Genomic DNA, 25,568 nt, shown 5'->3' with positions numbered 1-25,568 from the left:
TCTCTGATGATATTCCTTTGCCTACTTCTCAGCCCCATTTTATCGGGTTTCCAGACAGCCATTTCGATCCAGTAGCTTTTGAGGCGTTGTCATTCGGTGAAAGGCTCATAGAGAAAAATTACTCGACGCAAGGTGATTTCAGTCTTTGGCAAATTGGAAAAGTTATGAAAAAAATAACTAATTTCTTAGGTACCCTGACTCTAGCGCTATCCTCCGGCACATTTGCCCAGGGGCTCTATTGGGGAGGGGGGCTTGGGGTGATGGATTTCGATTTTAACAATATCGATAACCCCCTAGGTGTTGGTCTGCGCATCGGTTATCCGCTTTACTCCGGCTGGGGGCTCGAGGCCGAATATAACGGCTCCTTATATGGTGGGGATACCGAGGTTCAGGGAAAAGAGGTGGATGTCGATCTGCATACCCTGGCTGGCTACGGGACTTATAGATCCCAAGGCTATTTCTATTTTAAGGGACGCCTGGGTCTCCTCTACGAGCATGTGACTGTTGGCAGTAACAGCAGTGATGACTTTGGAGTGGCTATTGGCGCGGGTATCGGTCTTGCCTTAACCGCCAATAGCCGGTTGGAGCTGGAATTCACCCAGCTCGAAAAGGACGTGGGCCTTTGGTCAGGGTCTTTTAACTATCGCTTCTGAAGTTGGCTGCTAGGGCAAAATACCCGACTCCTCTGGAGTCATTTCGGTGATCATACTTTGAGTTAAGCTCTAAATATAAAGACCTCTAAGGTAAGTGTGTACTTGCATACTTTGTTTTGGCACCTATAATCCGCCCGATTTTTATATCTCAACAAATATGGGGATGGATATGCGTTTTCGTTTTAACGCGTTAGTTGCCGCCGTGGCTTTGGTATGTTCTGCAGCTGCTCAGGCAGAGGGCGCCTATGTAGGTGCAGTTTTTGGTGTAATGAATACCGATGCGGACGGAGATAGCCCACTCAATGCAGGGGTTCGTGTCGGCTATGGCTGGAATTTGGGCTGGGGTCTGGAAGCCGAATTCACTGACTCCTTGGTTGAAGGAGAGTACGATTACTACTGGAGTGAAGTGGACTACTCTTTTGCGACCCAGGCGATTTACGCGACTTACCGTTCTGAGGGGGATATTTACCTCAAGGGACGGCTCGGTTATCTCCATGAAGAGCTGGATGTCGACGGTTTTGGTGAATATTCAGATAGTGGTGCCTCGGCAGGTATTGGTGCCGGGTTCAAGCTGACCGAGAGTGTTCTATTCGAGACAGAGTATACCTTTATCGAGTCTGATGTGGATTATTGGTCAGGCTCTTTGGTTGTTCGCTTCTAAGCTAACCAACAGTGAAAACGCGGCCATTTGGCCGCGTTTTCGTTTTTGCGCAATCCCTGTGACCTTGGTGTACAATGCGCGCCTTTCTAAAATGCTCAGGATTCTTTGAGTAGTCAGTGGGGCCTGTTGGCGCCTGAGGCCAAGTTGCAAGGCCTGAGCACAGTGGTACCGAGTTACACCAGTCTCTACTCAGCCCGCATTACCGAGGGAACACCATGTTTGATTCATCTGTCACGCTCGCTTCTTACGATCCCGAAATCTGGGAAGCTATCCGCGAAGAGGATTCTCGCCAGGAAGACCACATTGAGCTGATCGCCTCCGAGAACTACACCAGCCCACAAGTCATGGAAGCCCAGGGCAGCAGCCTCACCAATAAATACGCAGAAGGTTATCCGGGCAAACGCTACTACGGTGGCTGTGAGTATGTGGATAAAGTGGAAACCCTGGCGATTGAGCGCGCCAAGGCGCTGTTCGGTGCGGATTACGCCAACGTACAGCCCCATTCCGGCTCCCAGGCCAACTCAGCGGTATATCAAGCCCTGTGCGCCCCCGGCGACACCGTGCTGGGTATGAGCCTAGCTCACGGCGGCCACCTGACCCACGGTGCCCGTGTCAACTTCTCCGGCAAAATCTACAACGCGGTGCAGTACGGTCTGAATCCGGAAACCGGCGAGGTGGATTACGAGGAGGTGGAGCGTCTGGCTCTGGAGCACAAACCCAAGATGATCGTGGCCGGCTTCTCCGCCTACAGCCGCGTCATGGATTGGGCACGTTTCCGCGAAATCGCCGACAAAGTGGGTGCCTACCTGTTTGTGGATATGGCCCACGTAGCCGGTCTGGTTGCCGCTAATGAATACCCATCGCCAATTTCCCACGCAGATGTGGTGACTTCCACCACTCACAAGACCCTGCGCGGACCGCGCGGTGGCATTATCCTGGCCCGCGCCAACGAAGAGATCGAGAAGAAACTGAACTCCGCGGTATTCCCCGGTGGTCAGGGCGGCCCGCTGATGCATGTTATCGCGGCCAAGGCGGTTTCCTTTAAAGAGGCCATGAGCCCTGAGTACAAGGCTTACCAGAAGAAGGTGGTTGAGAATGCCCGCGCTATGGCGGAGACTTTCCTCGACCGCGGTATCAATATCGTTTCTGGCGGCACCGATGACCACTTGATGCTGGTGGACCTGATCGGCAAGGAATATACCGGTAAAGATGCCGATGAAGCTCTGGGCAATGCCAATATCACGGTGAATAAAAATGCGGTGCCTAATGACCCGCGCTCTCCCTTCATCACCAGTGGTCTGCGTGTCGGTACTCCGGCGATTACCACACGCGGTTTCGGCGTGAAGGAAACCCAGCAGCTGACTCATTGGATCTGCGATATTCTGGACGCGCTGGAAGGCGGCGATGTTGAAGCCACCATCGCCGATGTGAAGCAAAAAGTTCTGGAGATCTGTGCGCAGTTTCCTGTGTACAAGAAAGCCTGATTTAGCTTTGCTGGAAAAAGCGGCTCGGTGAGCCGCTTTTTTTATGGCTGTATCACGGTGTGCTGCACCGCAGGGGTGCGCAGTGCCGTCACAGGGGGCAACGGCTGTGATAAACTGCGGCCCATTTTCCATTCCCCTGGGGACGATCCCACATGCACTGTCCTTTCTGCAGCGCAGAAGAAACCAAAGTAGTCGATTCCCGCCTGGTGGCGGAGGGCGATCAGGTGCGTCGTCGACGCGAGTGCCTCGAATGCCATGAACGTTTCACCACCTTTGAGACCGCAGAGCTGCTGTTGCCCAGGGTGATTAAACAAAATGGCCAGCGCGAACCCTTCAATGAAGACAAATTGCGCGCGGGTATCCAGCGCGCGGTAGAGAAGCGCCCAGTCAGTATCGAGCGGGTGGAATCCGCAGTCTCCCAAATCAAGCATGCACTGCGCGCAACCGGCGAGCGCGAGCTGCCGGCAAGGGCCATCGGTGAGCTGGTCATGGAGCAGTTGCGCGAGCTGGATGAAGTGGCTTATGTACGCTTTGCCTCGGTGTATCGACGCTTTGAAGATGTCAGCGACTTCAGTGAAGAGATTGAGCGCCTGACCAGTAAGGAAAACCAAACGCAATGAGTCAAATGGCTGTAGAGAGTGCCCAGGCACTGATGGGCCGCGCTATTCAGCTGGCGGAGCGCGGTCTCTATACCACTATGCCGAATCCCCGCGTGGGCTGTGTGATCACCGATGCGAATGGCAAAGTGATTGCCGAGGGCTGGCACAAGCGCGCCGGTGAACCCCACGCTGAAATAGAAGCCCTGCGCGATGCGGGCGAGCGATCACGCGGCGCCATCGTCTATGTGACCCTTGAACCCTGTAGCCACAGTGGCCGCACAGGTCCCTGCGCCGAGGCACTGGTGCAGGCCGGTGTCGCCCGTGTGGTATACGGTATGGAAGACCCGAACCCCAGGGTTGCCGGAAGCGGTTTGCAGAAACTGCGCGATGCGGGCATTGAGGTAGAGGGGCCAGTGCTGGAAGAGCGCTGCCGCGCACTCAACCCGGGCTTTATCAAGCGTATGACCCTGGGGTTACCCCTGGTGCGCAGCAAGTCTGCGATGAGCCTCGACGGTCGCACCGCCATGGCCAGTGGAGAATCCAAATGGGTTTCGGGCCCGGCTGCGCGCGCCGATGTGCAGCGCCTGCGTGCGCGCAGCTGTGCCGTTATAACCGGCGTTGAAACAGTGCGATACGACAACCCGAATCTCAATGTGCGCGCCGATGAGATGGCACTGGAGCTGCTCGAGGCGGAACAGGCTGCGGAAGTTCAGCCTCTGCGCGTTATTGTCGACAGCCAGCTGCGCACACCGGCAAAGGCCTTTATTTTGCAGGGGGACGCCCCCACACTGGTGTGCACTACTGAGCGCGCCGATCCCGAGCGCCGTCAGCGACTGGAAAACGCCGGTGCCGAGGTTGTCGTTTTGCCTCAGGGCAAAGATGGCCGGGTGGACCTGCTTGCCCTGCTCAAAGAGTTGGCCCGACGCGAATGCAATGAAGTGCTGATTGAAAGCGGTGCGATCCTTTCCGGTGAGTTTCTCTACAGGGGGCACGTAGACGAAATGATTGTCTATCTGGCGCCCAAGCTGCTCGGCAGCACGGCGCGGCCGCTGTTTGAATTGCCCATCGAGCGTATGGGCTCTGTACTGCCGATTACGATTACCGATATGCGCGCGGTCGGCCACGACTGGCGCATCACCGCAACCACGGATATCGAGCGCTGATGTTTACTGGAATTATTGAAGCGGTTGGCGAGGTTGCCGATCTGCAGCCGCGCGGTGGCGATCTGCGCGTGCGCGTCAGGAGCGGCAAACTGGACCTCGCCGATGTACAGCTTGGCGATAGTATCGCCACCAACGGCGTCTGTCTGACCGTAGTGGAGCTGCCCGGTGATGGCTATTGGGCGGATGTTTCCGCGGAGACGCTGGATGTCACCAGTGTCAGCAGCTGGAAGCGCGGGGATAGGGTTAACCTGGAGAAGGCATTGACCCCACAAACCCGCCTTGGCGGCCATATTGTCAGCGGCCATGTGGACGGTATCGGCGAGGTGGTGTGGCGCAAATCCGAGGCCCGTGCCGAGCGTTTTCGCCTACGCGCGCCGGATAACCTGGCTCGTTATATTGCCCACAAGGGCTCGATTACTGTCGACGGTACCAGTCTTACCGTTAACGCGGTGGATGGCGCTGAGTTTGAACTCACTATTGTGCCGCATACCCTGCAGGAAACGATTATGCAGGGCTATGCCGCCGGCACCCGGGTCAACCTCGAGGTGGACCTGATCGCGCGTTATCTGGAGCGCCTGCTTCTCGGTGAGGAGGCAGCCAAATCCAGCGAAGGTGGTATGACGCTCGAATTTCTCGCCCAGAACGGGTTTTACAAGCGCTAGCTGGCTTTATCCCGGCATGCCGCGCCAGTGAGGGCGGGTGAGTGTAACTGCAGGGAAAGCCGCTCAATTTGCAATTGATTAATTTATCCAGAGTTAGCAATGGAATTAAATACGGTTGAAGAACTGATCGACGATATCCGCCAGGGCAAAATGGTGATCCTGATGGACGATGAGGATCGCGAAAACGAGGGTGACCTGGTGATGGCGGCGGAGCAAGTGCGCGCCGAAGATATTAACTTTATGGCTACCCATGCCCGCGGTCTGATCTGTATGCCCATGTCCAAGGAGCGCTGTGAGCAGCTGGACCTGCCGCTGATGTCGCGGGATAACGGTGCCCAGTTCAGCACCAACTTCACCGTCTCTATCGAAGCTGCCGAAGGGGTGACCACCGGTATTTCCGCCGCGGACCGTGCGCGTACTGTGCGCGCCGCCGTCAACAGAAATGCCAAACCCAGCGATATCGTGCAGCCCGGACATATTTTCCCGATTATGGCCCAGCCCGGTGGCGTGCTGAGCCGTGCCGGCCATACCGAGGCCGGCTGTGATCTCTCCCGCCTGGCGGGTTTCGAGGCGGCCGCGGTCATCGTTGAAATCATGAATGACGATGGCACCATGGCACGCCGCCCGGATCTGGAAAAGTTTGCCAAGGAGCACAATCTCAAGATTGGCACCATTGCTGACCTGATTACCTATCGCGCGCTCAACGAGAAAACCGTGGAGTGCGTGAACGAGCGCAAGGTGCGTACCGAGTTTGGCGAGTTTAAACTGCGTACCTATCTCGATAAGGCCCGCCGCGAGCGCCACTTCGCCTTTATCAAGGGCGAGCCCACGCCTGAAGAGCCGACCCTGGTGCGCGTACATGTGGGTAACACCCTGCGCGATGTACTCACTATCCAGCGCGGAGATGAAAAATTTGTCCCCTGGACTTTCCGCCGGGCTATGCAGCATATCGAGAAAGAGGGTAAAGGTGTGGTGGTATTGATCTGCCACAACGAGACCACCGAGGAAATCGAGGAGAGCATCGATTGGCTGATCAGCGGTAAGCAGCAGCGCCCCAGCCAGGATCTGGTGTACAAGCAGGTGGGTACTGGTTCGCAGATACTGCGCGATCTCAAGGTGCGCAAGATGCGCCTGATGAGTGCGCCGTTTAAGTTCAGCGCTATTTCCGGTTTTGAGCTGGAAGTGGAAGAGTACCTGAACGTCGAAGAGTAACAGCAGAATGTTTCCCGGCGCATTTGAAATGGCACGGGTATGGGAAGAAATACGGATTGGACATTATGAGCAATATTCAAGTGATTGAAGGGGATTTTGTCGGCAGTACTGGTAAGTACGCGCTGCTGGTGAGCCGTTGGAACAGCTTTGTAGTCGAGAGCCTCAAAGACGGCGCCCTTGATACCCTGCGCCGCAAGGGCATCAAGGATGAGGACATCACCATCTACTACGCCCCCGGCGCCTTCGAATTCCCGCTGGCCGCGCAAAAGCTGGCGGAAACCAAAAAGTTTGATGCGATTATTGCACTGGGCGCGGTGATTCGTGGCGGCACTCCGCACTTCGAATATGTCGCTGGTGAGTGCACCAAAGGTCTGGCCCAGGTATCCCTGAATACCGGTATCCCGGTGACCTTTGGTGTGTTGACTGTGGACTCCATTGAGCAGGCTATCGAGCGCTCCGGCACCAAGGCTGGCAACAAAGGTTGTGAAGCCGCCGAAACCGCCCTGGAAATGGTTTCCCTACTCGGCAAAATCTAATTGCCACAGCGCCGGCCAGTTGCGTTGGCGCTGCCCATTCTGAGAAGTATCTACCGGAAAAGACAATGACCGTAACTGCATCTGCCCGCCGCAAGGCGCGCCACTACGCCATGCAGGCGCTCTACCAATGGCAAATGGCCGGCGCCAGCCTCAATGCAATCGAAGCCGAGTTCCATACCGACAACGATATGAGCAAAGCCGACGTGGAATATTTCCGCGATATCTTCCACGGGGTTGCCAAAAACCTCGACGAAGTAGAAGGTGCTTACTCCTCCCATCTGGATCGCAAAGTGGAAGATCTGGACCCGGTGTCCCGCGCCCTGCTGCGCATGGCCACTTATGAACTGAAAAACCGCATCGATGTGCCCTACAAAGTAGTGATTAACGAAGCGGTGGCACTGGCGAAAAAATTCGGCCCCACCGATGCCTTCAAGTTCATCAACGGTATCCTGGATAAAACCGCCGCGGACCTGCGCGCTGCGGAAGTGGCTGCTGACAAGAAGTCCTGAAGTCACACTTATGGGAACTGCGCCGGGCGAATTTGAAATTATCCGCGATTTTTTCGCCAGTGCTCCTGTGGGCGAAGGGGTTGCTTTGGGTATAGGTGATGACTGCGCTTTATTGCAGGCACCCGCCTCGGGGCAGCTGGCCACCTCTATGGATACCCTGGTGGCAGGCCGCCACTTTCCCGCAGATGCCGATCCTGCTGCTATTGCCGCGCGTGCACTCAGGGTTAATCTCAGTGACCTGGCGGCAATGAATGCGCGCCCTCTCTGGTTTACCCTGGCCTTGACCTTGCCTCACAGTGATGCGGTTTGGTTGCGTAAATTTGCCGATGGCCTGCTGCAGACCGCGGCACAGTTTGGTGTTTCCCTGGTAGGGGGCGATACCACAGCGGGCCCACTGTCGATCACCATTCAGGTGATCGGACACACGGAATCGCCGCTACGCCGAGACTGTGCCCGCCCCGGTGATCACGTTTATGTCAGCGGTCCTCTAGGTGCCGCTGCTGCCGCTTTGCCAGTAATCCTGGGAGAGCAGCGGGTGACCCCTGAACTGCAGCTGCAATGCGAGCGCGCCTTCTATTATCCCGAACCCCAATTCCCTGTGGCTGCGGCGATTGCCAAGCTGGCCAGTGCGGCTCTGGATATCTCCGATGGTCTGCTCGCTGACTTGGGACATATTTGTGAATCCAGCAGCGTCAGTGCCGATATTCATCTGGAGCGATTAGCCGTTTCTCCCTTGGCGCGGGCTCTTGCCGCAGAGAAAGCAACAACTCTGGCTACAGGCGGTGGCGATGACTACCAACTCTGTTTTACTGTTCCGCAGCAGCGGGTTGCGGACCTGGAACAACTGGACCTGAACGTAACTGCTATCGGCACCCTTGCAGAGGGCGAGGCCGAGGTGCGTTGCTGGCATAATGGCAGCCCCTGGTCGCCACCTGCGACAGGTTATAAGCATTTTTAGGTGGCATTAACCGGGAAGTGCCGGTAGCGGCTTTGGAAATAAGACTATGAGAATACATAACCCCAGTTTTTCCGAGCTTTTGCGCGATCCCACTATGCTTTTAGCTTTTGGCTTTGGCTCGGGGTTGGCACCCAAGGCGCCGGGTACTTTCGGCACCCTGGTAGCCATACCCTTTTGGTGGCTGATGAAGGATCTCTCCCCGGCCTGGTATTTAGGAATCCTTGTGGTGACGGGCCTGGTGGGATGTTACCTGTGCGGGGCCGCAGCAAAGAAACTCGGTGTGCACGACCACGGCGGCATTGTTTGGGATGAGATGGTGGGCTACTGGCTCACAATGTTTATGGCCCCGGCCGGCTGGATTTGGGCACTTTACGGTTTTGTACTCTTTCGCCTGTTCGACATCGCCAAGCCGCCGCCGATTGGCTGGGCGGACCGGCGTGTACAAGGTGGCGTCGGAATTATGCTCGACGATATACTGGCCGCGGTTTATGCGGCTTTGATATTACAGATAACTGTGTTTTTTGTTGGGGCTTAGTTTATTGGGGCTTAGCGGATAGGGATTATCGATGCACAAGGCATTTTGGCTTCTGCTGGGGTTACTGGTTTCCAGCACAGTCTGGGCCCAACAGGTACAACTGAAGGGCCTGTTTGGCGGTAGTGCCATGCTGGAAATCGATGGCCGTCAGCGTATTCTCAAGGCGGGTCAACAATCACCGGAAGGAGTTGGCCTGATAGAAGCTACCACCAGCTATGCCCACATCCGTGTGAATGGACGAGAGCAGAAGCTCACCCTGGATGCGCCCATCGCCGCCAGCTATGCACAGGCCGAACGCGCCGAGGTGCGCTTGATGGGAGATAGCCGCGGTCATTTCAATACCGATGCCTGGATCAATGGGATGCGGGTACCGGTGATGGTGGATACCGGGGCGACCACCCTGGCAATCAATTACCCCACCGCCCAGCGTCTGCGCTTAAATCTCAGTGGGGCCAAACGTATACCGGTGTCGACCGCCAGTGGTATCACCAGTGCTTATTTGATCAATCTCAGCAGTGTCACTATCGGTGGCATTAAATTGCACAATGTAGAAGCTACCGTGCATCCTGATAACTTTCCCCAAGTGGTGCTTCTGGGAAACAGTTTTCTCGGCCGGTTAGATATGGAACAGCAGAGGGGTGTGCTGATACTGCGCGCCCGCAACTGACGTGAAGAGGTATTAAGTTGACCATTCGTTATGTGGAATCCTCAAAATTGCCGACCTCTTGGGGCATGTTTGAGATGCACGGTTTCGAGGAAGTGGAAACTGGCAAGGAGCATGTCGTGCTCACCATGGGGGACTTCGATACCAACGAGCCCCTGCTGGCCCGCATTCACTCGGAATGCCTGACTGGTGATGCCCTGTTTTCCCTGCGTTGCGATTGTGGTGCCCAGCTGCAACATGCTATGCACCGCATTGCCATGGAGGGGCGCGGCGCGATTTTCTATCTGCGTCAAGAAGGTCGTGGTATCGGCCTGCTAAACAAGATTCGTGCCTACCATTTGCAGGATTGCGGCGCGGATACGGTAGAGGCCAATGAGCAGCTCGGTTTTGGCGCCGACATGCGCGATTATTCAATTCTGAAAGCGATGATCGACCACCTGGGTATTCATGCCATTCGCTTGATGACCAATAACCCACGCAAAGTGAAAGCCTTGCAGGATTTGGGGATAGAAGTCACCGAACGTTTGCCACACCAGTCAGGGCGCAATCCGCACAATGCCAAGTACCTCTCCACCAAGAAAGGCAAGCTTGGCCACTTGATTGAAAATGGAGATGAGGAAGAGGGCGAGGAAAAATAATTATTTCTTCTTAAAGTACTCCCATATAAATTAATCCCATAAAAAAGGCCGGAAATTCCGGCCTTTTTTATTTTTTCGCGAGATTACTTTCTTCGCCGTGGCTGTATAAATACGGCGGTAGTACGGCCGGGCAGAGTAAAGGTGCCTGTGTCTCTATCAAACTTCACTCTGCGCAGGCGTGAGTCTACCGAGCGGCGTTGACGTGGATGCTTGAACAGGTACTCACCAATAAGGTTTTCGCTGGTAAATTCCAATGATTCGTCATCGCCATTAAACAGCACCACAATACGTTCAAAGCGGCGATCGATGTTGCCATTGGAATCGGATAACTCCATTACAATCAGCCCAGGAATCTGGTCGGGTCCGGTGTTGAGGAAATTGAGATGTGCTTCTACGGACTCTGCATCAGACAAGCGGAACAGGGGAGAGCTGTTGCGAATCGCCAGCTGCTCGCGGAATAGAGCAGAGCTCCACAAGCGGTGCCGGCGCTCGGGAGCCAATTCCGGGTTTGCCAGTAAAGGTTGCATCAGGGACCAGTTATCTTCGTTTTTATCTGCGATAGGTAAACCCGCACCCCAATTATCTGTGGCAAGGCTGAAGTCCAGTGCATTAAACCAGTCACCGGAGTTGTAACTGTCCCGATCCATCGACTTTGAGCGCAGGAAATCCTGGCCTGCGTGGATAAACGGCACTCCCTGGGCGAACAGAACCAGGGAATTACTGAATGCCTGGATACGCACTCGTTCAGCCAAGTCGGAGCTGTCACTGGCTTTGATCTGTACTCCGTCGAACAGCGTCTCGTTGTCGTGGGCGGCAATATAATTAATGGATTCCTGTGGGTCGGCAGTATAGCCGGTGGGCTGGCCGTTATAGACCAGCTCGCTGCCGGTAATGATATTGCCGTCGGCATCTTCAAAAGAATAATCCGCCAGGTTGCCGGCGAGGGAAACGCGGACTTTATCTGCCAGGGTTAGCAGTGTGGCACGCTCATCTTCTCCCTCAAACTTGCCGTTGCTGTCGGTGAACAGACCGGTACCAAAGCCCTGCTCCTCAAAGCCTCCGAAGGGGTTGCCGCCACGCACGGAATCGCGCAGGCGATCGTTAAAGGTGCCGACACCGCTGCCGGCCATATTGCCCTGACGGGCCTGTACAAAGCGGGCATCGTCAGCCACCTCGCCAAAATTCCAGCCCTCGCCGTACAGATAGATAGCGTTGCCATCGACGCCATCGACTGCAGGGGTCAGTGATTGCATTGCCGCTTGCGCCTTGAGGATATTGTCGAGGCTGTGGTGACCCATCAGATCGAAACGGAAGCTGTCCACCTTATAGGCCCGGGCCCAGGTGACCAGGGAATCGATCATCAGCTTTTCCATCATGGCGTGCTCACTGGCGGTATTTGCGCAGCAGCTGCTCATCTCCACACCGCCTTCCAGGTTGCGGCGGTGGTAATAGCCGGGGACGATTTTATCGAGTATGGAGTTGTCGAATTGGCCATAGGAGCTGGTGTGGTTGTAAACCACATCCATCACCAGTCGCAGGCCGGAGTGAGATAGCCCTTGCACCATTTGACGGAATTCGCGAATGCGCGCAGGTCCATCGGGAGCGCTGCTATAGCTGCCTTCGGGGACAGTGTAGTGCAATGGATCGTAGCCCCAGTTAAAGCCATCGGTATCGCGAATAGCATCTACCTGAGCCTGCTGCTCGCTGCTGTCCGATGCGTAGTCTGAGAGGTCCGGGGTTTGCTGCTGCCGGGTGCGATCTTCATTGACTGTGGCAAAGTCAAAGGCCGGCAGCAGGTGGATATGGGTGAGGCCGGCGCGGGCCAGTTTATTGAGGTGGCGCATGCCGTCGCTGTGCTTGCGGGTGAAAGCCTTGAAGGTGCCGCGCTCTGCTTCGGGGACAGTTTGATCCGCAATACTGAAATCGCGTACGTGCAGCTCGTAGACACTGATATCTTCCGGCTGGGTTAACCTGGGCTTGCGCAGGCGATCCCAACCGCGCGGCTTCAGGTCCCGGTCATTCAGGTTGACGATCTGGCTTTTGCCACTATTGATGGAGAGACTCAGGGAATAGGGGTCGGTGACCAGGTTGGTTTCAATCTGGCGGCTGAAGTAGGAGTACACCTCGACCTCATAGAGATAAAAACTGCGGTCCCACTGCTTGTCGATATCGGCACTCCAAACCCCGGTAGATTCATCGCGCAGCATGGATACCACCTGATCGGCGCTATCGCTGCTGGAGTCTGTAAACAGGTGCAGCTTTACTGCCCGTGCGGTGGGAGCCCAAAGATCGAGCTGGATATTCTCCTCGCCGACACGGGCACCGAGTTCACCGTCGTAGTAGAAGCGATCATCGAGGGCTCCGGCCATCTGCACACCAGTTGCATCCAGTAACTTGCCCTCCGCATCGTAAGCGGCGAGTGCGAGTTGCTGGGTGACCAGATCACTGATGGAGGCCTGCCCTGGCAATTGCCAGGCACTGAAACTGGCCAGGTGCGGGAATTTTTGTTGGGCGCTGCCGGGCAGGGTGGCGAGAGGGGTGAGATCGATGGTGCCATCGGAACGGATATCACCGTCCTCCAGTTTTAGCTCGGCGGTGTTGCTGTAGTGCAATTTAACCTTGGTACCTTCCTGCACCTGGATATCCCAGGCAAAGCTGCTGGTATCCACCCAGTGCGCTTTATCGCTGCTCAGGTCACCCTTGGCGAAGCCATCACTGCTGACGGTGACTTCTTTACTATTCGAGTCAAAAGCAAAGTAGATTTCGTCGTAATCGGCGGCCACGGTAAAGCTGACGTTGGCTCCATTGTTGCCGTAGCTCTCCTCCCAGCCTTCGTGCAGAGCTACCTTGAATTCATAGGAACCGGCAGGCAGCGCTGAGGTGATAAAGGTGTAGTTGCCATCTCCATCGGCATCCTGCATCCAGCTGAGTAGGCAACCGGGTTGCCAGTCTCCCGGGCACCCCAGCAGGGATTGGAAGTTGCCGGCTACAGTGGCGATCACGCTATTGTGGTTATCGGTGATCCAGTGACTCTCGTGGTCATAGATAAATTTAACTTCGCGGGCCTCATCCAGGCTAAGGGAAATATTACCGCCGTCCCGCTGGCCGCCCCTGCCATAATTTTCATGCCAGCTGTTGTTGAGAGCGGCTTTGTACTCCCAGTTGCCGGCTGGTATCCAAAAGCTGCCCTGCCATTTGTCGTCTTCGCTGTCATAGCGGAGCAGGGTGGCGACACAACCTGGTTGCCAGTCGCCATCGCAGCCCAGTTGGCTTTGTAGGTTGCCGGGAATATTGACCTCTGTGGGATTTGGTGTGTCAGATGCCCAAACCGGTATTTGGATGGAGCAGAAGACTGCCCCCAGAATCAGCCCGCCTCTTGTGCCGGCTGTGCCGGGCCCCGTGAAATTAGTTATTGGCATAGCGCTCCCCATTTTTTGTTGTACTTGTTGCGGCTCTCTCAATTGGTATTGAATCGCAGTCACGCATTGACGGCCTCCCACCCCGAGGAGGTGGAGGTCTGGGGGAGGTGGTTGGGGGTGTCATAAAACCTTTATAAAAACGTCATCTTGTGGCAATGCCCGCTAGAGAAGATGATTCGCGAGTAGAAGAGGTGGCGAGAAGGAAAGTCGGTTCTATACTCAATTGATCAGGTTACTGTGGGTCGAGAAAGGTGATGCACCTGCTGTAATCGGATTCGAAGGCCGGCTTTTGCCGGCTTTGCTTTTTGTGACGGGGCAATTACTAAGAGGCTTCCAAGGCCAATCGACTTGCTCCTATCCCCTGGTAGTGCTAATTTGCCCATAACCCGCCAGATACTTTGGCGGAATCCAGAACTCAATAACTGCGGAGGATGATTGATGATTGTTGCAACCCTCCGTCGGGTCCAGTAGCAGCCTCCCGCTGCCCACGCCCGGCGATAGATTCCTAGACGTCGGGCTTTCCCAGAGAAAGCTCTGTTGGCCGCGTATTTGCGGTCGCTTGGCGCTTTGTTGCGCCCAGAGGGTTTCAATCTTGAGTAAATCTCACTTTACCCGTCGGTCTGTTAACAGACTCGGTACTAAATCCGCATCTATCAAAATTGAGCGGGAAGCTTCTCCGCTACAAAAACTCGGCTGGAAGTCTTTTTTCCAACAGCAGCTGACGCTCGACGAACTCGAGCAGTGTTTGCCGCTGCGGATTATGGCTGTGCACCGCAGTCGCCTGGAATTGGCCGGCGAGCAGGGGGCTGTGTCCCTTCCCCTAACCGGGAGTCTTGTGGCTAATTTGCCCGCGGTGGGGGATTGGCTGTTGTTAGAGAAGAGCAGTGGATATTTCGTGCGTTTGTTGAGCCGCAGCAGCCAGTTTGAGCGTATGGCACCTGGGGGGCATCAGGTGCAGATGATCGCTGCCAATGTCGATAGTGTTTTTATTGTTTCGTCCCTGAATGATGACTTTAACCTCTCACGTATTGAGCGCTATTTGGTTCTGGCTCGGGAGTCTGGTTGCAGCCCACACCTGATTCTGACTAAGGCCGATCTGTGTGAAGACATTGCCCCTTTTCTTCAGGCTTTGCGCCCATTCGGTGAATTACCTGTTGCACTGGTCAATAGCCTGGATCGAGAAAGCGTGGCACAGCTGCGCCAGTGGTGCTTACCTGGGGAAACTATCGCGCTGTTAGGTTCTTCTGGAGTGGGAAAATCCACTTTGCTAAATGCGCTGTCTGGCGAATCCCTGGCTGAGACTGGGACCATTCGCGAAGCCGACAGTAAAGGGCGTCACACTACAAGGAAACGCTCTCTTCACTCCCTGAGTTGGGGAGCGCTGTTACTCGATAGCCCTGGAATGCGGGAGCTGGGGTTGGTGCATGTTGAAGATGGCGTAGCGGAGACTTTCTCCGATATTGCGGCCTTGTCCAGGGACTGTCGCTTCTCTGACTGCCAGCACCAGTCAGAGCCAGGCTGTGCGGTACAAGAGGCAATAACGGGCGGTTCGCTGGATGATCGGCGCTTGCGAAATTGGCAAAAACTGCAACAGGAACTAAGCCGTAACGGTCAAACTCTGGCGCAGAAACGGGCAGGGGACAGAGCGTTATCCCAGATGTATCGATCTGTGCAAAATCAGGCGCGTAAACGCAAATATTCAGAGAATTAATCGAACTGGCACCTGGGAACTTTCCCGGGTGCTTCTCAATTAATGAGAGAGTTTTAAAGTGACAACGCCCAAGATAATGAGCAAAACTCCCAGATAGCGTCCAAGGCTGGTGGAGTCTCCAAAGAACAGCACCCCTACCGCAAAGGCTCCGGCGGCACCAATTCCAGTCCAGACCGCATAGGAAGTACCAATAGGTATCTCCCGCTGCGCCAGCCACAGCAGAAATCCACTGATCCCAATAAATACCATAGCCATAACCACACCCAGAAGGCGGGTGTTACTTCCCTGTGAAATTTTCAGTCCCAGCACCCAACCAATTTCGCATAGTCCAGCGAGTATTAAGTAGAACCAGGCCATGATATTCCTTTAAAAATAGCTTTGGGTTTTAAACTCTAGCGCCGCCTGGGACGCTTGCTTGTTGATGCACACATTAGGTGGTCAATAGAAAAGATATAGCTGAGAATGGAGGAAACGCGTTTTATGAAGCTTGGGGGTGGGCTGAGCGGTAGATCGCCCTTTTCTTTTGTAAGAGCTGTTTCCGATATAATCAGGTTTTAAGGGAAACATTCGACGATAAAAATAAATCATTTATAGGGAGTTTGGGAAAGTTGAAAATGGCCCATGGAATAAAAGAAGCCTCATTATTTTTTGTATCTGTCTGGTTATGTTTTCCTTCTGACTTTTCTTACGGTAATGAGACACAGATAGAGACTCTGGTTGTTACAGCGGGCAGATATGATCAGGACATTGCAGAGCGGGTAGAGAGTATTTCTATTGTCGACAATGATGTGCTCAAAAAAGCGGGTAACGCCCATATTCAACAAAGCCTGGTGAGTGTGCCCGGAGTAAATCTGGCTCGAGGAAATGGGCAGGAATATCTACCTGCCTTGCGTTCCCCAGTACTGACGGGTGCCGGAGCTTGTGGGGGGGTACTCACAGTAGAGGATGGCATTCCACTGCGAGCAACTGGCTTTTGTAATACCAATGAGTTATTTGAATCTTTTAGTGAGACAGCACGCCATGTTGAAGTCATAAGAGGACCTGCTGGTACGCTTTATGGATCAAATGCATTGCATGGGTTGATCAATATTATTAGCCGAGACCCTGTAGGGGGTGAGGGGGGATCACTTAATGTTGAGGCGGGGCCTCACGATTATTACCGAGTGGGTGTGTCGGCGGATCATCGTCTTAATATCGACGGTGATGCAATAAGTACAGATTTGTATCTGACGACCGATGGTGGCTATCGAGATTACTCCGGTGTGGACCAGCAAAAAGCCAGTGTTCAGTATGTTAGCCATATCGGTGATAGCAGAGTTCGAACCCGTTTGGTAGCTACAAACCTGAACCAGGAAACTGCGGGTTACGTTGAGGGAGCGGGCGCTTATCGAGATCCTCGATTGAGCCGTACAAACCCCAACCCAGAGGCATTTCGGGATGCCTATGCTATCAGAATGTATTCCCTGATCGATATACCGATTAATCGTGACAGCCAAATACAGTTGTCGCCGTATTTTCGAAAAACCAAAATGCGTTTTCTGCAACATTATTTGCCGGGCCATCCTTTGGAGGAAAATGGTCAGGAAAGTATTGGAATTAGAACTAGTTATTATCTGGAGCTGGATAAAAATCTGAATCTGGTTTCGGGTATTGATACGGAATTAAGCGAGGGATATCTCTTGGAGGTGCAAGAGAGTACTACCGAGGGATCTGAATTTCTTCAGGCGACGATTCCTGTGGGGAAGCACTATGATTACGAAGTGACGGCTTGGAATCTCGCTCCTTACGCATCGGTAAACTGGCAGGTTAGTGATAAATTGGAAATTACTGGCGGAGTGAGGTTTGAGTCTGCACATTACAATTACGACAATAACATGCTCTCCGGACGTGCCGATGAAAATGGAATGGCTTGTGACTTCGGCGGTTGCCGGTTTAGTCGACCGAGTGACCGAAAAGATAGATTTAACAATATCTCCCCCAAGCTGGGCGCACTATTACAATTAGATAGTGAATGGCAATTATTTACCCAGATTGCTCAGGGGTATCGGGTACCCCAGGCGACAGAATTATACCGCTTACAGAAGGAGCAAACGGTTGCAGAATTGGACTCTGAAGAGCTCAATAGCTTTGAAATAGGATTGAGGAAGCTGGGTGACCCCCTGTCATTTGAGTGGGTGGCCTATGCAATGGAAAAGGAAAATGTAATTTTTCGCGATGCTGATTACTTTAACCAGTCCAATGGGAAGACCCGGCACTGGGGGCTGGAATTAGCGGTTAATTATGAGTTTTCTGAAAGTCTGAGCTTTGAGGGTAGTACCAGCTATGCTGAACATCGCTATGACGATCAAAGGGAGTTAGAGGGCGTAGAACTGGATGGAAATTTTGTAGATTCTGCACCAAGAACTTTTGGTAGCTATCGCCTGAAGTGGTCGCCCAGCTCTCTTATATCAGCGGAACTGGAGTGGTTACATCAGGGCAGTTATTTTACCGATCCTCAAAATGCTCATCGGTATCCAGGACATGACTTGCTGAACCTCCATGTGGCCTGGCAATGGGAGCAATATGGATTTTCAACTCGAGTGCTGAATATTACTGATAAAGCCTACGCTGAGCGTGCTGATTACAGTAGTTTTAGTGGTAGCCGTTATTTCCCTGGAGAGCCTCGTTCAATTTATTTCGGGCTTACTTTTGATTGGTAGTGTAATAAGGTCTTACTTTTAACTTTCGGCTTTCATTTGAGCGTTCCGAATCAACGCTGCCATACGATAAAAGCCATGAGCCATTTTGGTGTAGGGTGTGAGTAAAAAAAATGCGAGAACTGCACCCAAGTGTAAATCCAATAGTAGGGGGAGTGCGCCTGTCCCCCCGAGGGCAAATAGTAATAGACCGCTGAGTGCAATAAATAACAGTAGGCCAACAAACCCCATCTCCCCGCTCCAAACCCTTGCTGAGCCCAGTTCTGGATCAGCCTTGAGCTTTAGCTGAATAAGCTTGCTACACCCCACTAATATGAGTAACCCACCGGGTATACCAAGTAATTTGGGTGCAGAAAAAATCGAGTACGGCCCCGGCATGTTTAGAAAGTAATACATTACTGCACCGGAACAGGTGGCTGCAAAGCACAATAAAAAACCGTATAGAACAGCTTGGTGTGCGTATCGTCGCTGGTTGCTGAATCGGTCTTCCTCTTCGAAGTTACATCCATCCCCGTGGCCCCCGGATAGATTCTTTAGTTTTCCTGCTGAAATTAATGCACTTTTAAAGTGGTCCCAGGTAATTCTTTCCCCGCCGACTTTCCTCCAGTAGCGACGTAAACTTATCCCCAGGCTAAACAGCGGATAAAGAAAGGCCGGTAAAAAAATACTGGTCATAGTGGCGTGAGAAATAATTGCGTAGAAGCCCTCGCCACCACTGGGTTTCAATGCTCTTATTACATAAAAGATGATGGCAAATCCGATGACAGCGGCCAGGGCGATCAGACTGCCGCGTTTTTGGAAAATTCTGGCAATACCTCCCGGCCAGGCAAAAGTCTCCCAGCTTTTCTGTCGCGCTTCGGCCATGACTTGGGGAATATTGATATTGAATTCGTGGGGATCGGTATACTGGCAGGCGTAGTAACAACCTCGGCAGTTGTGGCAGAGATTGGCCAGCTGAGTGATGGTTCCCTCTGAGAAAGAGCGGTGTAGTTGAAGTGCTGGAAAAACGGCGCAGTAGCCCTCGCAATAGCGACAGGCATTACAGATTTCTGCTTGCCGCCGTGCCTCTTCCAAATTATCCATTTGCATAGTTAGCGGCTTCCCTGCCAGCGATACGCCCAAAAACGGTGCCGATCATCATACCCAACCCAGCCAGATATCCCTGACTAAGGATTGACCCGGCCATGGTTTCCCCTGCAGCCCACAAGTTTTTTACCGGCCCTGTGGCAGTGCTGCACTGGGCATTCTTATCAATCTTGAGCGCCAGATAAGTGAAGGTAACCCCAGTGCGCAAGCTATAGCAGTAAAATGGTGGCTCGCTGATGGGGCGGGCCCAGTTAGTTTTTTCTGGTGTCAGGCCGGTGGTGGTGACACTATCCAGCTCGGTGGGGTGAAAAGCGTCACTATTGCCACAAGCTGCATTGAAGGTTGCTATGGTATCGATCAGTTTTTCAGAGGGTAAACCGGTTTTTTCCGCGAGCTCCTCCAAGGTGTTCGCCTCGGTCGGAGGAAATGCCGATGGCATAAACATTTTTAAAGACTTGGAGTCGATAATTGCAAAAGCGACCTGGTCTGGCTGTTGTGCGACAAGGCGGCCCCAGATGGCATAGCGTTTAGGCCAAATATCTTCTCCCTCGTCATAAAAGCGCTGGCCTTCCTTGTTAACGACGATGGAAAAGGGGACACAATCCAGGCGGGTTACTATACCACCATCAAACTTCGGCGCTCGCCCATCAATGGCTACTGCATGGCATTGGGTGGGATCTCCGACGGACTGCACGCCCTGCTCCAGTAAATCTTCCAAGACCACGCCTCGGTTATAAGGTGTTCCGCGTATCAGGAAATTTTCGGCGGGTGGGCCCCAAGCTTTTTCCAACCATTCCAGATTGGCTTCAAATCCGCCGGAGGCAACTACAACTGAGCTGGGTTCAATTTGGTATTGCTGTCCCTCGTAAACATAGTCGACACGAGCAATAAGATTGCCTTTCAGCTGCAGGTGCTTAACGTGTGCCCGGTACAGCACATCAATGCCTAATTTGTCTGCAGTTCGGTAATAGGCGTTAATCAGGGACTTACCGCCGCCGAGGAAAAAGGCATTGGTACGTGTGAGGGATAGAGTGCCGGACAGAGGCGGCTGGAAATGAACGCCGTGCTTTTGCATCCAGGGAAGCGCTTTTTCCGATGAGCGTATAACCAGCCGGGCTAACTGCTCATTGGTTTTACCTCCGGTAACTTTTAGCAGGTCTTCATAGTACTCGTCTTCACTGTAATCACCTTCCAGTGGGCCCAGGGGGCCTCGGTGCATACAGCGTATATCCCTGGTGTGGCGGGAATTGCCGCCTCGATAGGGCTTGGGGGCAGTTTCTAGAATAATCACCTTGGCCCCAAGTTCGGCAGCAGTTATAGCTGCGCACAGAGCGGCATTGCCACCCCCAATTACGGCGAGGTCGTAGTGATTGTTCAACGGTAGAAAACCCTTTTGCAATGGATCAGTGTTCCATTGCAAAAGGTAGGTGAAAATTGAGAATAAATAGGCGGGCAGGCAATTCCTGCCGCAAAAAATCGTCAGCTGGTGGCGGGTTGTTCAACTTGCTGTGTGTCTATGTGAACAGATACTGAAACCTGGCTTTCCAGCCAGCTATCCATACGCTCTTCGAGAATATTGAGCGGCAGCGCACCTGCACCTAACAGAGCGTCATGGAAACTGCGAATATCGAAATTGCTATTCAGGGTTTCCTCTGCCTCCTCACGCAGCTCTTTAATTTTGAGCTGCCCCAGCTTGTAGGCCAGGGCCTGTCCGGGCCAGACCAGGTAGCGGTCAATTTCCACGGTGACGTCGTGTAGAGGTTTGGCACTATTGTCCATAAAGTAGCCAATCGCCTGCTCCCGGCTCCAGCCCAGTTGATGCATACCGGTGTCTACAACTAGACGCACTGCGCGCCACATATCGTAGGTCAGCGCACCGAATTCACTATAGGGGTCTTTGTACAAACCCAGGTCATAACCGAGGCTCTCGGAATAGAGCCCCCAGCCTTCCACAAAGGCGGTGTAAAGTGCCATACGCCGCAATGGGTGAATATCGGCTTGCTCCTGGGCCAGGGCAATCTGCAAATGGTGGCCAGGCATGGCCTCATGCACCGTCAGCGCCTCCATTTCCCACTTGGGGCGGCTGGGCAGGTTATAGGTATTGGCATAGAAAATACCCGCACGCCCAGCTTCATTGGAGCCCGGCTGGTAATAGGCGGTGGTCTGTGACTGCTCTGAATAGCTGGGAATGGGTTTAACGCCATAGGGCATTCTGGGCAGGGTGCCAAACAGCGCAGGTAGCTCGCCATCGATACGTTTGGCGATATCCCGGTAGTCTCTTAGTAAATCCTCGCGGCTGGTATGGTAGAAGCGCGGGTCGGTGCGCAAAAATTCGGTAAATGCTTTGAAGTCGCCCTTAAAGCCGGTCTTCTGAATAATCCTGTCCATTTCACCGCGGATACGCTTCACCTCGGCCAGGCCAATGCGGTGAATTTCTTCCGGGCTTAAGTCAGTGGTGGTGTTCTCATTTACTTTGTACGCATACCAGCGCAGGCCATCGGGGCGGCTGCTGAGGGCAATGTCTTTCTGTGCTCCGGGAATATATTCTCTCTCGATAAATTCCGCCATGTCCCGCCAAGCCGGTAGCAACTGGCTGTTGTAGATGGTCAAGGCCCGTTGGCGCAGGCTCTTTTGTTTCGCTTGGGGGATCGCTTTGGGCATTTCTGCGAAAGCACTGAGCAGAGGGCTATGCTCGGGATTTTTTGGGGTCAGCGCGCGGATCTGCCGCGGTAGGTCACGCAGGGTAATTTGCGGCGGGGTAACTCCATTACTTAGCCCCTGCTGCATCAGGGCCTGTGTTTGTGTTACCAAAGTTGGAAGCTTTGACAAGCGCGCCAGAATCTCTTCGTAATCAGCAGCCTTACTGCGTGGCATGCTGTTAAGCACGCTCGGCACATAGCGCTGGATGCCGCTCATATGGGTGATGGGTTGTAGGTGCTCAGGAAACTGAAAGCCCTTTACCTCGCCGAGGAGATCCTGGTAGAGCAGCTGATAGTCGAGCCGTTGTTGCTCGGGCAGTGCGTCAACATTTAGGTTTCGGGTTGCGCCTAATAGCTGACGAGTCTGTTCCTGTCGCTGTTGCATGGCCCTGCTTGAATTATCCACCCAGCGATCATTTTGGCCTGGATAGCCCTCATAAGTGGCCCGGCTGGGAAAGCTCTCCATAATCCAGCGATAACGCAGGTCTTGCAGGGCAGTCAGCCTCTCAGAGACATTTTCTGTGGGCAGGGCCCGAAAAGCCTTCTTGAAATCTTTCTGATCCATGGCGGTAGCGCTAACGCTGGCAAACAAGCCGATGGATGCGATAAAGGTTTTCTTGAGTAGTGACATCTTTCCCCCAAGGCGTGCGGAAGTCGATTGATAGAAAGGCGCTGGGCCAGGCGGTCTCGTCGAATCAATAGTGCGCCGCAGAATTGTGAACCTGGCAGCCCGATACCCCTGGTGGCTATCGGGCCCGTATGGTTAGTTGGCGGCTGCAGCGCGGTCGTTAAAATTGTGCCGGTTAAGTAGCTGTAAGCGCCGGCGGATTTGTTCCTCGATACCTTCGGCATTGAGGCCTATAGCTGCGAGAAGGTCCTTGTGCTTACCGTGCTCAATGATGCGGTCGGGCAGTCCCAATTGCAGAACCGGTTGCGTTCGCGCAGAGCTGTTGAGGTACTCCATAACGGCACTGCCAGCACCGCCGGCTACGGTGTTTTCCTCGATGGTAACCAGTAACTGATGGCTGTCAGCGAGTTCATCGATCAGGGCCTCGTCCAATGGCTTGACCCAGCGCATATCAGCGAGGGTGGCGCCGAGGCGCTCGGCCGCTGCCATAGCTGGGGCGAGCAGAGTACCAAAATTCAAAATGGCCACGCCGCTGCCCTTGCTCAGTAGGCGGCCCTTACCAATAGGTAGCTCGCGCATTTCTTCTTCGATCGCCGTGCCCATGCCGGTGCCGCGGGGGTAGCGTACCGCTGCGGGACCTTTGTGCTTGTAGGCGGTATACAGTAACTGGCGGCACTCATTTTCGTCACTGGGTGCGGCGATAGCCAGGTAGGGCAGGCAGCGCATAAAGGTCAGGTCGAAGCTGCCGGCGTGTGTCGGGCCGTCCTCACCGACTAGACCGGCGCGGTCGATAGCGAAGGTGACATCCAGATTTTGGATAGCCACGTCGTGCACCATCTGGTCGTAACCGCGCTGCAGGAAGGTGGAGTAAATGGCCACCACCGGCTTCTGTCCCTCGCAGGCGAGACCGGCGGCAAGCGTTACGGCGTGTTGCTCGGCGATCGCCACATCGTGGAAGCGCTGGGGGAATCGCTTGGAGAACTCCACCATACCGGAGCCCTCACACATGGCAGGAGTAATGCCGATCAGACGTTCGTCCTTTTCGGCAGTGTCGCATAGCCACTGACCGAAAATATCCTGGTATTTGGGGAGCTTCTTCCTGCCCGGTACGGCCACCTGGACCTTGCTTTCAGGCTCAAGCTTGTTCAATGCGTGGTAGCCCACCGGATCGGCTTCCGCCGGTCCAAAGCCTTTGCCTTTGGTCGTAGCGATATGCAGTAGCTGGGGACCAGGCTGGCTGCGCAGGTTGCGCAGGGTGTGCACCAAGTCGTGCATATTGTGCCCGTCTAGTGGCCCCACGTAGTTGAAGCCCAGCTCCTCGAACAGGGTGCCGGGGGTGATCATGCCTTTGACATGTTCTTCGGTGCGGCGCGCCAGCTGCCAGGCCTTGGGGATAGCCGACAGTATCTTGCGGCTGCCCTCGCGCATATTGAGATAGGTTTTGCTGGCGAGAATCTTGGCGAAATAGGTGGCTAGTCCGCCGACATTCTTAGAGATCGACATGCTGTTGTCATTCAGAACAACCAACATATCCCGGCCGGTGTGAGATGCGTGATTGAGCGCCTCGAAGGCCATGCCGGCTGTCATTGCGCCGTCGCCAATTACCGCCACAACTTTGCGCTCGTCGGGAGAGCCCAGGGCCATACCCAGGGCTGCGCCGATGGAGGTGCTGGAGTGGCCGACACCAAAGGTGTCGTAGGGGCTTTCGCTGCGCTTGGGGAAGCCTGACAGGCCGCCCTGCTGGCGCATGGTGAGCATTTGCTCGCGGCGGCCTGTTAGGATCTTGTGCGGGTAGGTCTGGTGACCCACATCCCAGACCAAGCGGTCTTCCGGTGTGTTGTAGATATAGTGCAGGGCGATGGTCAGCTCTACCACACCCAGGCCGGCGCCGAAGTGCCCGCCGGTTTGGCCGACACAGTACAACAGGTACTCGCGCAGTTGACTGGCGAGTTCGGGCAGTTGGCGTTCATCGAGTGCGCGCAGCTGTGCCGGCTCGTCGATGGCGTCGAGCAGTGGCGTATGCGGGCGAGTGCGTGGAATATCTTCGAGCATCAAACGGTTCAATTGCTACAGATGGTATTAGTGAGGGGGATTGTATGCCTGTGACGGGCATATTGCATCCCAGTGGCGGGGCGGGAGCCCCGACTTAGTGGCCGCGCTGGACGATATAATCTGCCAGCTGCCTCAGCAATAGTGTATCGCCCGGTAGGGCTTTGAGGGCATCCAGGGCCTCCCTGTGCAAGCCCTGCAGCTTCTCTTTGGCGCCATCGAGGCCCAGTAGGGAGACATAGGTGGGTTTGTTGAGCAGGGCATCCGCGCCCTGGGTTTTACCCAGCACCGCAGTGTCTGCAGTGATATCGAGGATGTCGTCCTGTACCTGGAAAGCCAAGCCAATGGCCTCAGCGTAGAGGGTAAGCGCCTCCAGTTGACTTCTGTCGGCCCCGCCGAGGAGGGCGCCCATACGCACACTGGCGCGAATGAGGGCGCCCGTCTTCAGGCGATGCATCTTTTCCAGCTGTGCCAGGGAGAGGGTTTTATCCACAGAATCCAGGTCTATGGCCTGGCCCGCCACCATCCCTCGGCTGCCGGATGCCCTGGAGAGCTCTGAGATAAGCTCTAACTTTACTGTGGGTTCGGTGCTATCGGCCAACAGCAGTTCGAATGCCTGGGTTTGCAGTGCATCACCGGCGAGAATGGCCGTGGCCTCGTCAAAAGCGATATGGCAGGTAGGACGGCCACGACGCAGATCGTCGTCATCCATGGCCGGCAGGTCGTCATGCACCAGCGAGTAGGCGTGAATGCACTCCAGGGCAGCGGCGCTGGCATCGCATTTGGCTGGATCGAAATCCACTCCATAAAAGATCTGGGCGCAGGCGTAGACGAGTGCTGGGCGCAGGCGCTTGCCGGGGCCAAGGGCAGCATAGCGCATGGCCTCGAAGAGCTTATTTGCACCGGGGACAGACTCGGCCAGGGTATCGCGCAGTCGGGTTTCAACGCGCTGAGAAGAGCTCTTAAGGAAAGCACTCAGCTCAGCGGGCGGGGTTGGGGCATTCAT

22 protein-coding genes are annotated in these 25,568 nt (G+C 54.4%); 15 read left to right on the top strand and 7 right to left on the bottom strand.

Annotated elements, in window-relative coordinates; all coding sequences use genetic code 11:
- Window positions 1–164: 164 nt before the first annotated feature.
- The 13 genes from FIU95_RS17140 to ribA all read left to right on the top strand — a co-directional run bounded on the left by FIU95_RS17140 (window position 165) and on the right by ribA (window position 10,274).
- Window positions 165–653: an outer membrane beta-barrel protein gene (locus tag FIU95_RS17140; RefSeq protein WP_152454917.1), complete on the top strand. Its 489-nt coding sequence runs from the start codon at window positions 165–167 to the stop codon at window positions 651–653.
- Between the two features lie 169 nt (window positions 654–822).
- Window positions 823–1,314, top strand: a complete 492-nt coding sequence (locus FIU95_RS17135) for an outer membrane beta-barrel protein (protein ID WP_172975443.1) — start codon at window positions 823–825, stop codon at window positions 1,312–1,314.
- 215 nt (window positions 1,315–1,529) lie between these two features.
- Complete coding sequence (gene glyA / locus FIU95_RS17130; protein WP_152454915.1) at window positions 1,530–2,798, top strand: serine hydroxymethyltransferase; 1,269 nt, start codon at window positions 1,530–1,532, stop codon at window positions 2,796–2,798.
- 152 nt (window positions 2,799–2,950) lie between these two features.
- Complete coding sequence (nrdR, locus tag FIU95_RS17125) at window positions 2,951–3,418, top strand: transcriptional regulator NrdR (protein ID WP_152454914.1); 468 nt, start codon at window positions 2,951–2,953, stop codon at window positions 3,416–3,418.
- The gene (gene ribD, locus FIU95_RS17120; protein WP_152454913.1) at window positions 3,415–4,560 is read left to right on the top strand and encodes a bifunctional diaminohydroxyphosphoribosylaminopyrimidine deaminase/5-amino-6-(5-phosphoribosylamino)uracil reductase RibD; all 1,146 of its coding nucleotides are present in this window, start codon (window positions 3,415–3,417) and stop codon (window positions 4,558–4,560) included. The genes nrdR and ribD overlap by 4 nt, the downstream gene beginning before the upstream one ends.
- Window positions 4,560–5,222, top strand: a complete 663-nt coding sequence (locus tag FIU95_RS17115; protein ID WP_152454912.1) for a riboflavin synthase — start codon at window positions 4,560–4,562, stop codon at window positions 5,220–5,222. The genes ribD and FIU95_RS17115 overlap by 1 nt, the downstream gene beginning before the upstream one ends.
- 99 nt (window positions 5,223–5,321) lie before the next feature.
- On the top strand, window positions 5,322–6,434 hold the full coding sequence (gene ribBA, locus FIU95_RS17110) for a bifunctional 3,4-dihydroxy-2-butanone-4-phosphate synthase/GTP cyclohydrolase II (RefSeq protein ID WP_152454911.1): 1,113 nt from the start codon (window positions 5,322–5,324) through the stop codon (window positions 6,432–6,434).
- A gap of 65 nt (window positions 6,435–6,499) precedes the next feature.
- Window positions 6,500–6,970: a 6,7-dimethyl-8-ribityllumazine synthase gene (gene ribE / locus FIU95_RS17105; protein ID WP_152454910.1), complete on the top strand. Its 471-nt coding sequence runs from the start codon at window positions 6,500–6,502 to the stop codon at window positions 6,968–6,970.
- A gap of 65 nt (window positions 6,971–7,035) precedes the next feature.
- Window positions 7,036–7,479, top strand: coding sequence for a transcription antitermination factor NusB (nusB, locus tag FIU95_RS17100; protein WP_152454909.1), 444 nt, complete (start codon window positions 7,036–7,038; stop codon window positions 7,477–7,479).
- A 10-nt stretch (window positions 7,480–7,489) separates the two neighbouring features.
- Window positions 7,490–8,437, top strand: a complete 948-nt coding sequence (gene thiL, locus FIU95_RS17095; RefSeq protein ID WP_152454908.1) for a thiamine-phosphate kinase — start codon at window positions 7,490–7,492, stop codon at window positions 8,435–8,437.
- Window positions 8,438–8,483: 46 nt separating this feature from the next.
- Window positions 8,484–8,972 (top strand): phosphatidylglycerophosphatase A, encoded by a 489-nt coding sequence (locus tag FIU95_RS17090; protein WP_152454907.1) that lies wholly within the window; start codon window positions 8,484–8,486, stop codon window positions 8,970–8,972.
- A gap of 31 nt (window positions 8,973–9,003) precedes the next feature.
- Window positions 9,004–9,639, top strand: a complete 636-nt coding sequence (locus FIU95_RS17085; RefSeq protein WP_152454906.1) for a TIGR02281 family clan AA aspartic protease — start codon at window positions 9,004–9,006, stop codon at window positions 9,637–9,639.
- A 17-nt stretch (window positions 9,640–9,656) separates the two neighbouring features.
- Window positions 9,657–10,274: a GTP cyclohydrolase II gene (ribA, locus tag FIU95_RS17080; RefSeq protein WP_152454905.1), complete on the top strand. Its 618-nt coding sequence runs from the start codon at window positions 9,657–9,659 to the stop codon at window positions 10,272–10,274.
- A gap of 83 nt (window positions 10,275–10,357) precedes the next feature.
- Here the strand turns inward: ribA and pulA are convergent, their stop codons facing one another.
- Entirely contained in the window at window positions 10,358–13,693 is a 3,336-nt protein-coding gene (pulA, locus tag FIU95_RS17075) for a pullulanase-type alpha-1,6-glucosidase (RefSeq protein WP_152454904.1), read from the bottom strand.
- Window positions 13,694–14,285: 592 nt separating this feature from the next.
- Between pulA and rsgA the strand changes: the two genes are divergently transcribed.
- A complete protein-coding gene (rsgA, locus tag FIU95_RS17070) occupies window positions 14,286–15,404 on the top strand; it encodes a ribosome small subunit-dependent GTPase A (RefSeq protein ID WP_152454903.1) in 1,119 nt (372 codons plus the stop codon).
- A gap of 39 nt (window positions 15,405–15,443) precedes the next feature.
- On the opposite strand, the gene FIU95_RS17065 is transcribed toward rsgA, so the two are convergent.
- Window positions 15,444–15,761 carry a multidrug efflux SMR transporter gene (locus FIU95_RS17065; protein ID WP_152454902.1) on the bottom strand — a complete coding sequence of 106 codons (318 nt, stop codon included), beginning with the start codon at window positions 15,759–15,761 and terminating at the stop codon, window positions 15,444–15,446.
- A gap of 257 nt (window positions 15,762–16,018) precedes the next feature.
- Here FIU95_RS17065 and FIU95_RS17060 point away from each other — a divergent pair, with 257 nt between their 5' ends.
- Complete coding sequence (locus tag FIU95_RS17060; RefSeq protein ID WP_152454901.1) at window positions 16,019–18,103, top strand: TonB-dependent receptor; 2,085 nt, start codon at window positions 16,019–16,021, stop codon at window positions 18,101–18,103.
- Between the two features lie 18 nt (window positions 18,104–18,121).
- On the opposite strand, the gene tcuB is transcribed toward FIU95_RS17060, so the two are convergent.
- From tcuB to ispA, 5 genes are all read right to left on the bottom strand, one after another.
- Window positions 18,122–19,189 (bottom strand): tricarballylate utilization 4Fe-4S protein TcuB, encoded by a 1,068-nt coding sequence (gene tcuB, locus FIU95_RS17055; protein ID WP_152454900.1) that lies wholly within the window; start codon window positions 19,187–19,189, stop codon window positions 18,122–18,124.
- Window positions 19,176–20,564 carry an FAD-dependent tricarballylate dehydrogenase TcuA gene (gene tcuA / locus FIU95_RS17050; protein ID WP_152454899.1) on the bottom strand — a complete coding sequence of 463 codons (1,389 nt, stop codon included), beginning with the start codon at window positions 20,562–20,564 and terminating at the stop codon, window positions 19,176–19,178. Before tcuA ends, tcuB begins: the two co-directional genes overlap by 14 nt.
- A 101-nt stretch (window positions 20,565–20,665) precedes the next feature.
- Window positions 20,666–22,516, bottom strand: a complete 1,851-nt coding sequence (locus tag FIU95_RS17045) for a DUF885 family protein (protein ID WP_152454898.1) — start codon at window positions 22,514–22,516, stop codon at window positions 20,666–20,668.
- A 132-nt stretch (window positions 22,517–22,648) separates the two neighbouring features.
- Window positions 22,649–24,565, bottom strand: coding sequence for a 1-deoxy-D-xylulose-5-phosphate synthase (dxs, locus tag FIU95_RS17040; RefSeq protein WP_152454897.1), 1,917 nt, complete (start codon window positions 24,563–24,565; stop codon window positions 22,649–22,651).
- Between the two features lie 94 nt (window positions 24,566–24,659).
- Window positions 24,660–25,568: a (2E,6E)-farnesyl diphosphate synthase gene (gene ispA / locus FIU95_RS17035; RefSeq protein ID WP_152454896.1), complete on the bottom strand. Its 909-nt coding sequence runs from the start codon at window positions 25,566–25,568 to the stop codon at window positions 24,660–24,662.

The organism is Microbulbifer sp. THAF38 (genome assembly GCF_009363535.1).
Classification (GTDB): domain Bacteria; phylum Pseudomonadota; class Gammaproteobacteria; order Pseudomonadales; family Cellvibrionaceae; genus Microbulbifer.
This window is presented reverse-complemented; position numbering and strand designations above follow the sequence as displayed.

What these genes read in the sequence shown, in the direction of transcription:
- FIU95_RS17140 (WP_152454917.1), top strand. Translation starts at nt 165, where the DNA reads ATGAAAAAAATAACTAATTTCTTAGGTACCCTGACTCTAGCGCTATCC.
- FIU95_RS17135 (WP_172975443.1), top strand. Translation starts at nt 823, where the DNA reads ATGCGTTTTCGTTTTAACGCGTTAGTTGCCGCCGTGGCTTTGGTATGT.
- glyA (WP_152454915.1), top strand. Translation starts at nt 1,530, where the DNA reads ATGTTTGATTCATCTGTCACGCTCGCTTCTTACGATCCCGAAATCTGG.
- nrdR (WP_152454914.1), top strand. Translation starts at nt 2,951, where the DNA reads ATGCACTGTCCTTTCTGCAGCGCAGAAGAAACCAAAGTAGTCGATTCC.
- ribD (WP_152454913.1), top strand. Translation starts at nt 3,415, where the DNA reads ATGAGTCAAATGGCTGTAGAGAGTGCCCAGGCACTGATGGGCCGCGCT.
- FIU95_RS17115 (WP_152454912.1), top strand. Translation starts at nt 4,560, where the DNA reads ATGTTTACTGGAATTATTGAAGCGGTTGGCGAGGTTGCCGATCTGCAG.
- ribBA (WP_152454911.1), top strand. Translation starts at nt 5,322, where the DNA reads ATGGAATTAAATACGGTTGAAGAACTGATCGACGATATCCGCCAGGGC.
- ribE (WP_152454910.1), top strand. Translation starts at nt 6,500, where the DNA reads ATGAGCAATATTCAAGTGATTGAAGGGGATTTTGTCGGCAGTACTGGT.
- nusB (WP_152454909.1), top strand. Translation starts at nt 7,036, where the DNA reads ATGACCGTAACTGCATCTGCCCGCCGCAAGGCGCGCCACTACGCCATG.
- thiL (WP_152454908.1), top strand. Translation starts at nt 7,490, where the DNA reads ATGGGAACTGCGCCGGGCGAATTTGAAATTATCCGCGATTTTTTCGCC.
- FIU95_RS17090 (WP_152454907.1), top strand. Translation starts at nt 8,484, where the DNA reads ATGAGAATACATAACCCCAGTTTTTCCGAGCTTTTGCGCGATCCCACT.
- FIU95_RS17085 (WP_152454906.1), top strand. Translation starts at nt 9,004, where the DNA reads ATGCACAAGGCATTTTGGCTTCTGCTGGGGTTACTGGTTTCCAGCACA.
- pulA (WP_152454904.1), bottom strand. Translation starts at nt 13,693, where the DNA reads ATGCCAATAACTAATTTCACGGGGCCCGGCACAGCCGGCACAAGAGGC.
- FIU95_RS17065 (WP_152454902.1), bottom strand. Translation starts at nt 15,761, where the DNA reads ATGGCCTGGTTCTACTTAATACTCGCTGGACTATGCGAAATTGGTTGG.
- FIU95_RS17060 (WP_152454901.1), top strand. Translation starts at nt 16,019, where the DNA reads ATGGCCCATGGAATAAAAGAAGCCTCATTATTTTTTGTATCTGTCTGG.
- tcuB (WP_152454900.1), bottom strand. Translation starts at nt 19,189, where the DNA reads ATGCAAATGGATAATTTGGAAGAGGCACGGCGGCAAGCAGAAATCTGT.
- FIU95_RS17045 (WP_152454898.1), bottom strand. Translation starts at nt 22,516, where the DNA reads ATGTCACTACTCAAGAAAACCTTTATCGCATCCATCGGCTTGTTTGCC.
- dxs (WP_152454897.1), bottom strand. Translation starts at nt 24,565, where the DNA reads ATGCTCGAAGATATTCCACGCACTCGCCCGCATACGCCACTGCTCGAC.
- ispA (WP_152454896.1), bottom strand. Translation starts at nt 25,568, where the DNA reads ATGAATGCCCCAACCCCGCCCGCTGAGCTGAGTGCTTTCCTTAAGAGC.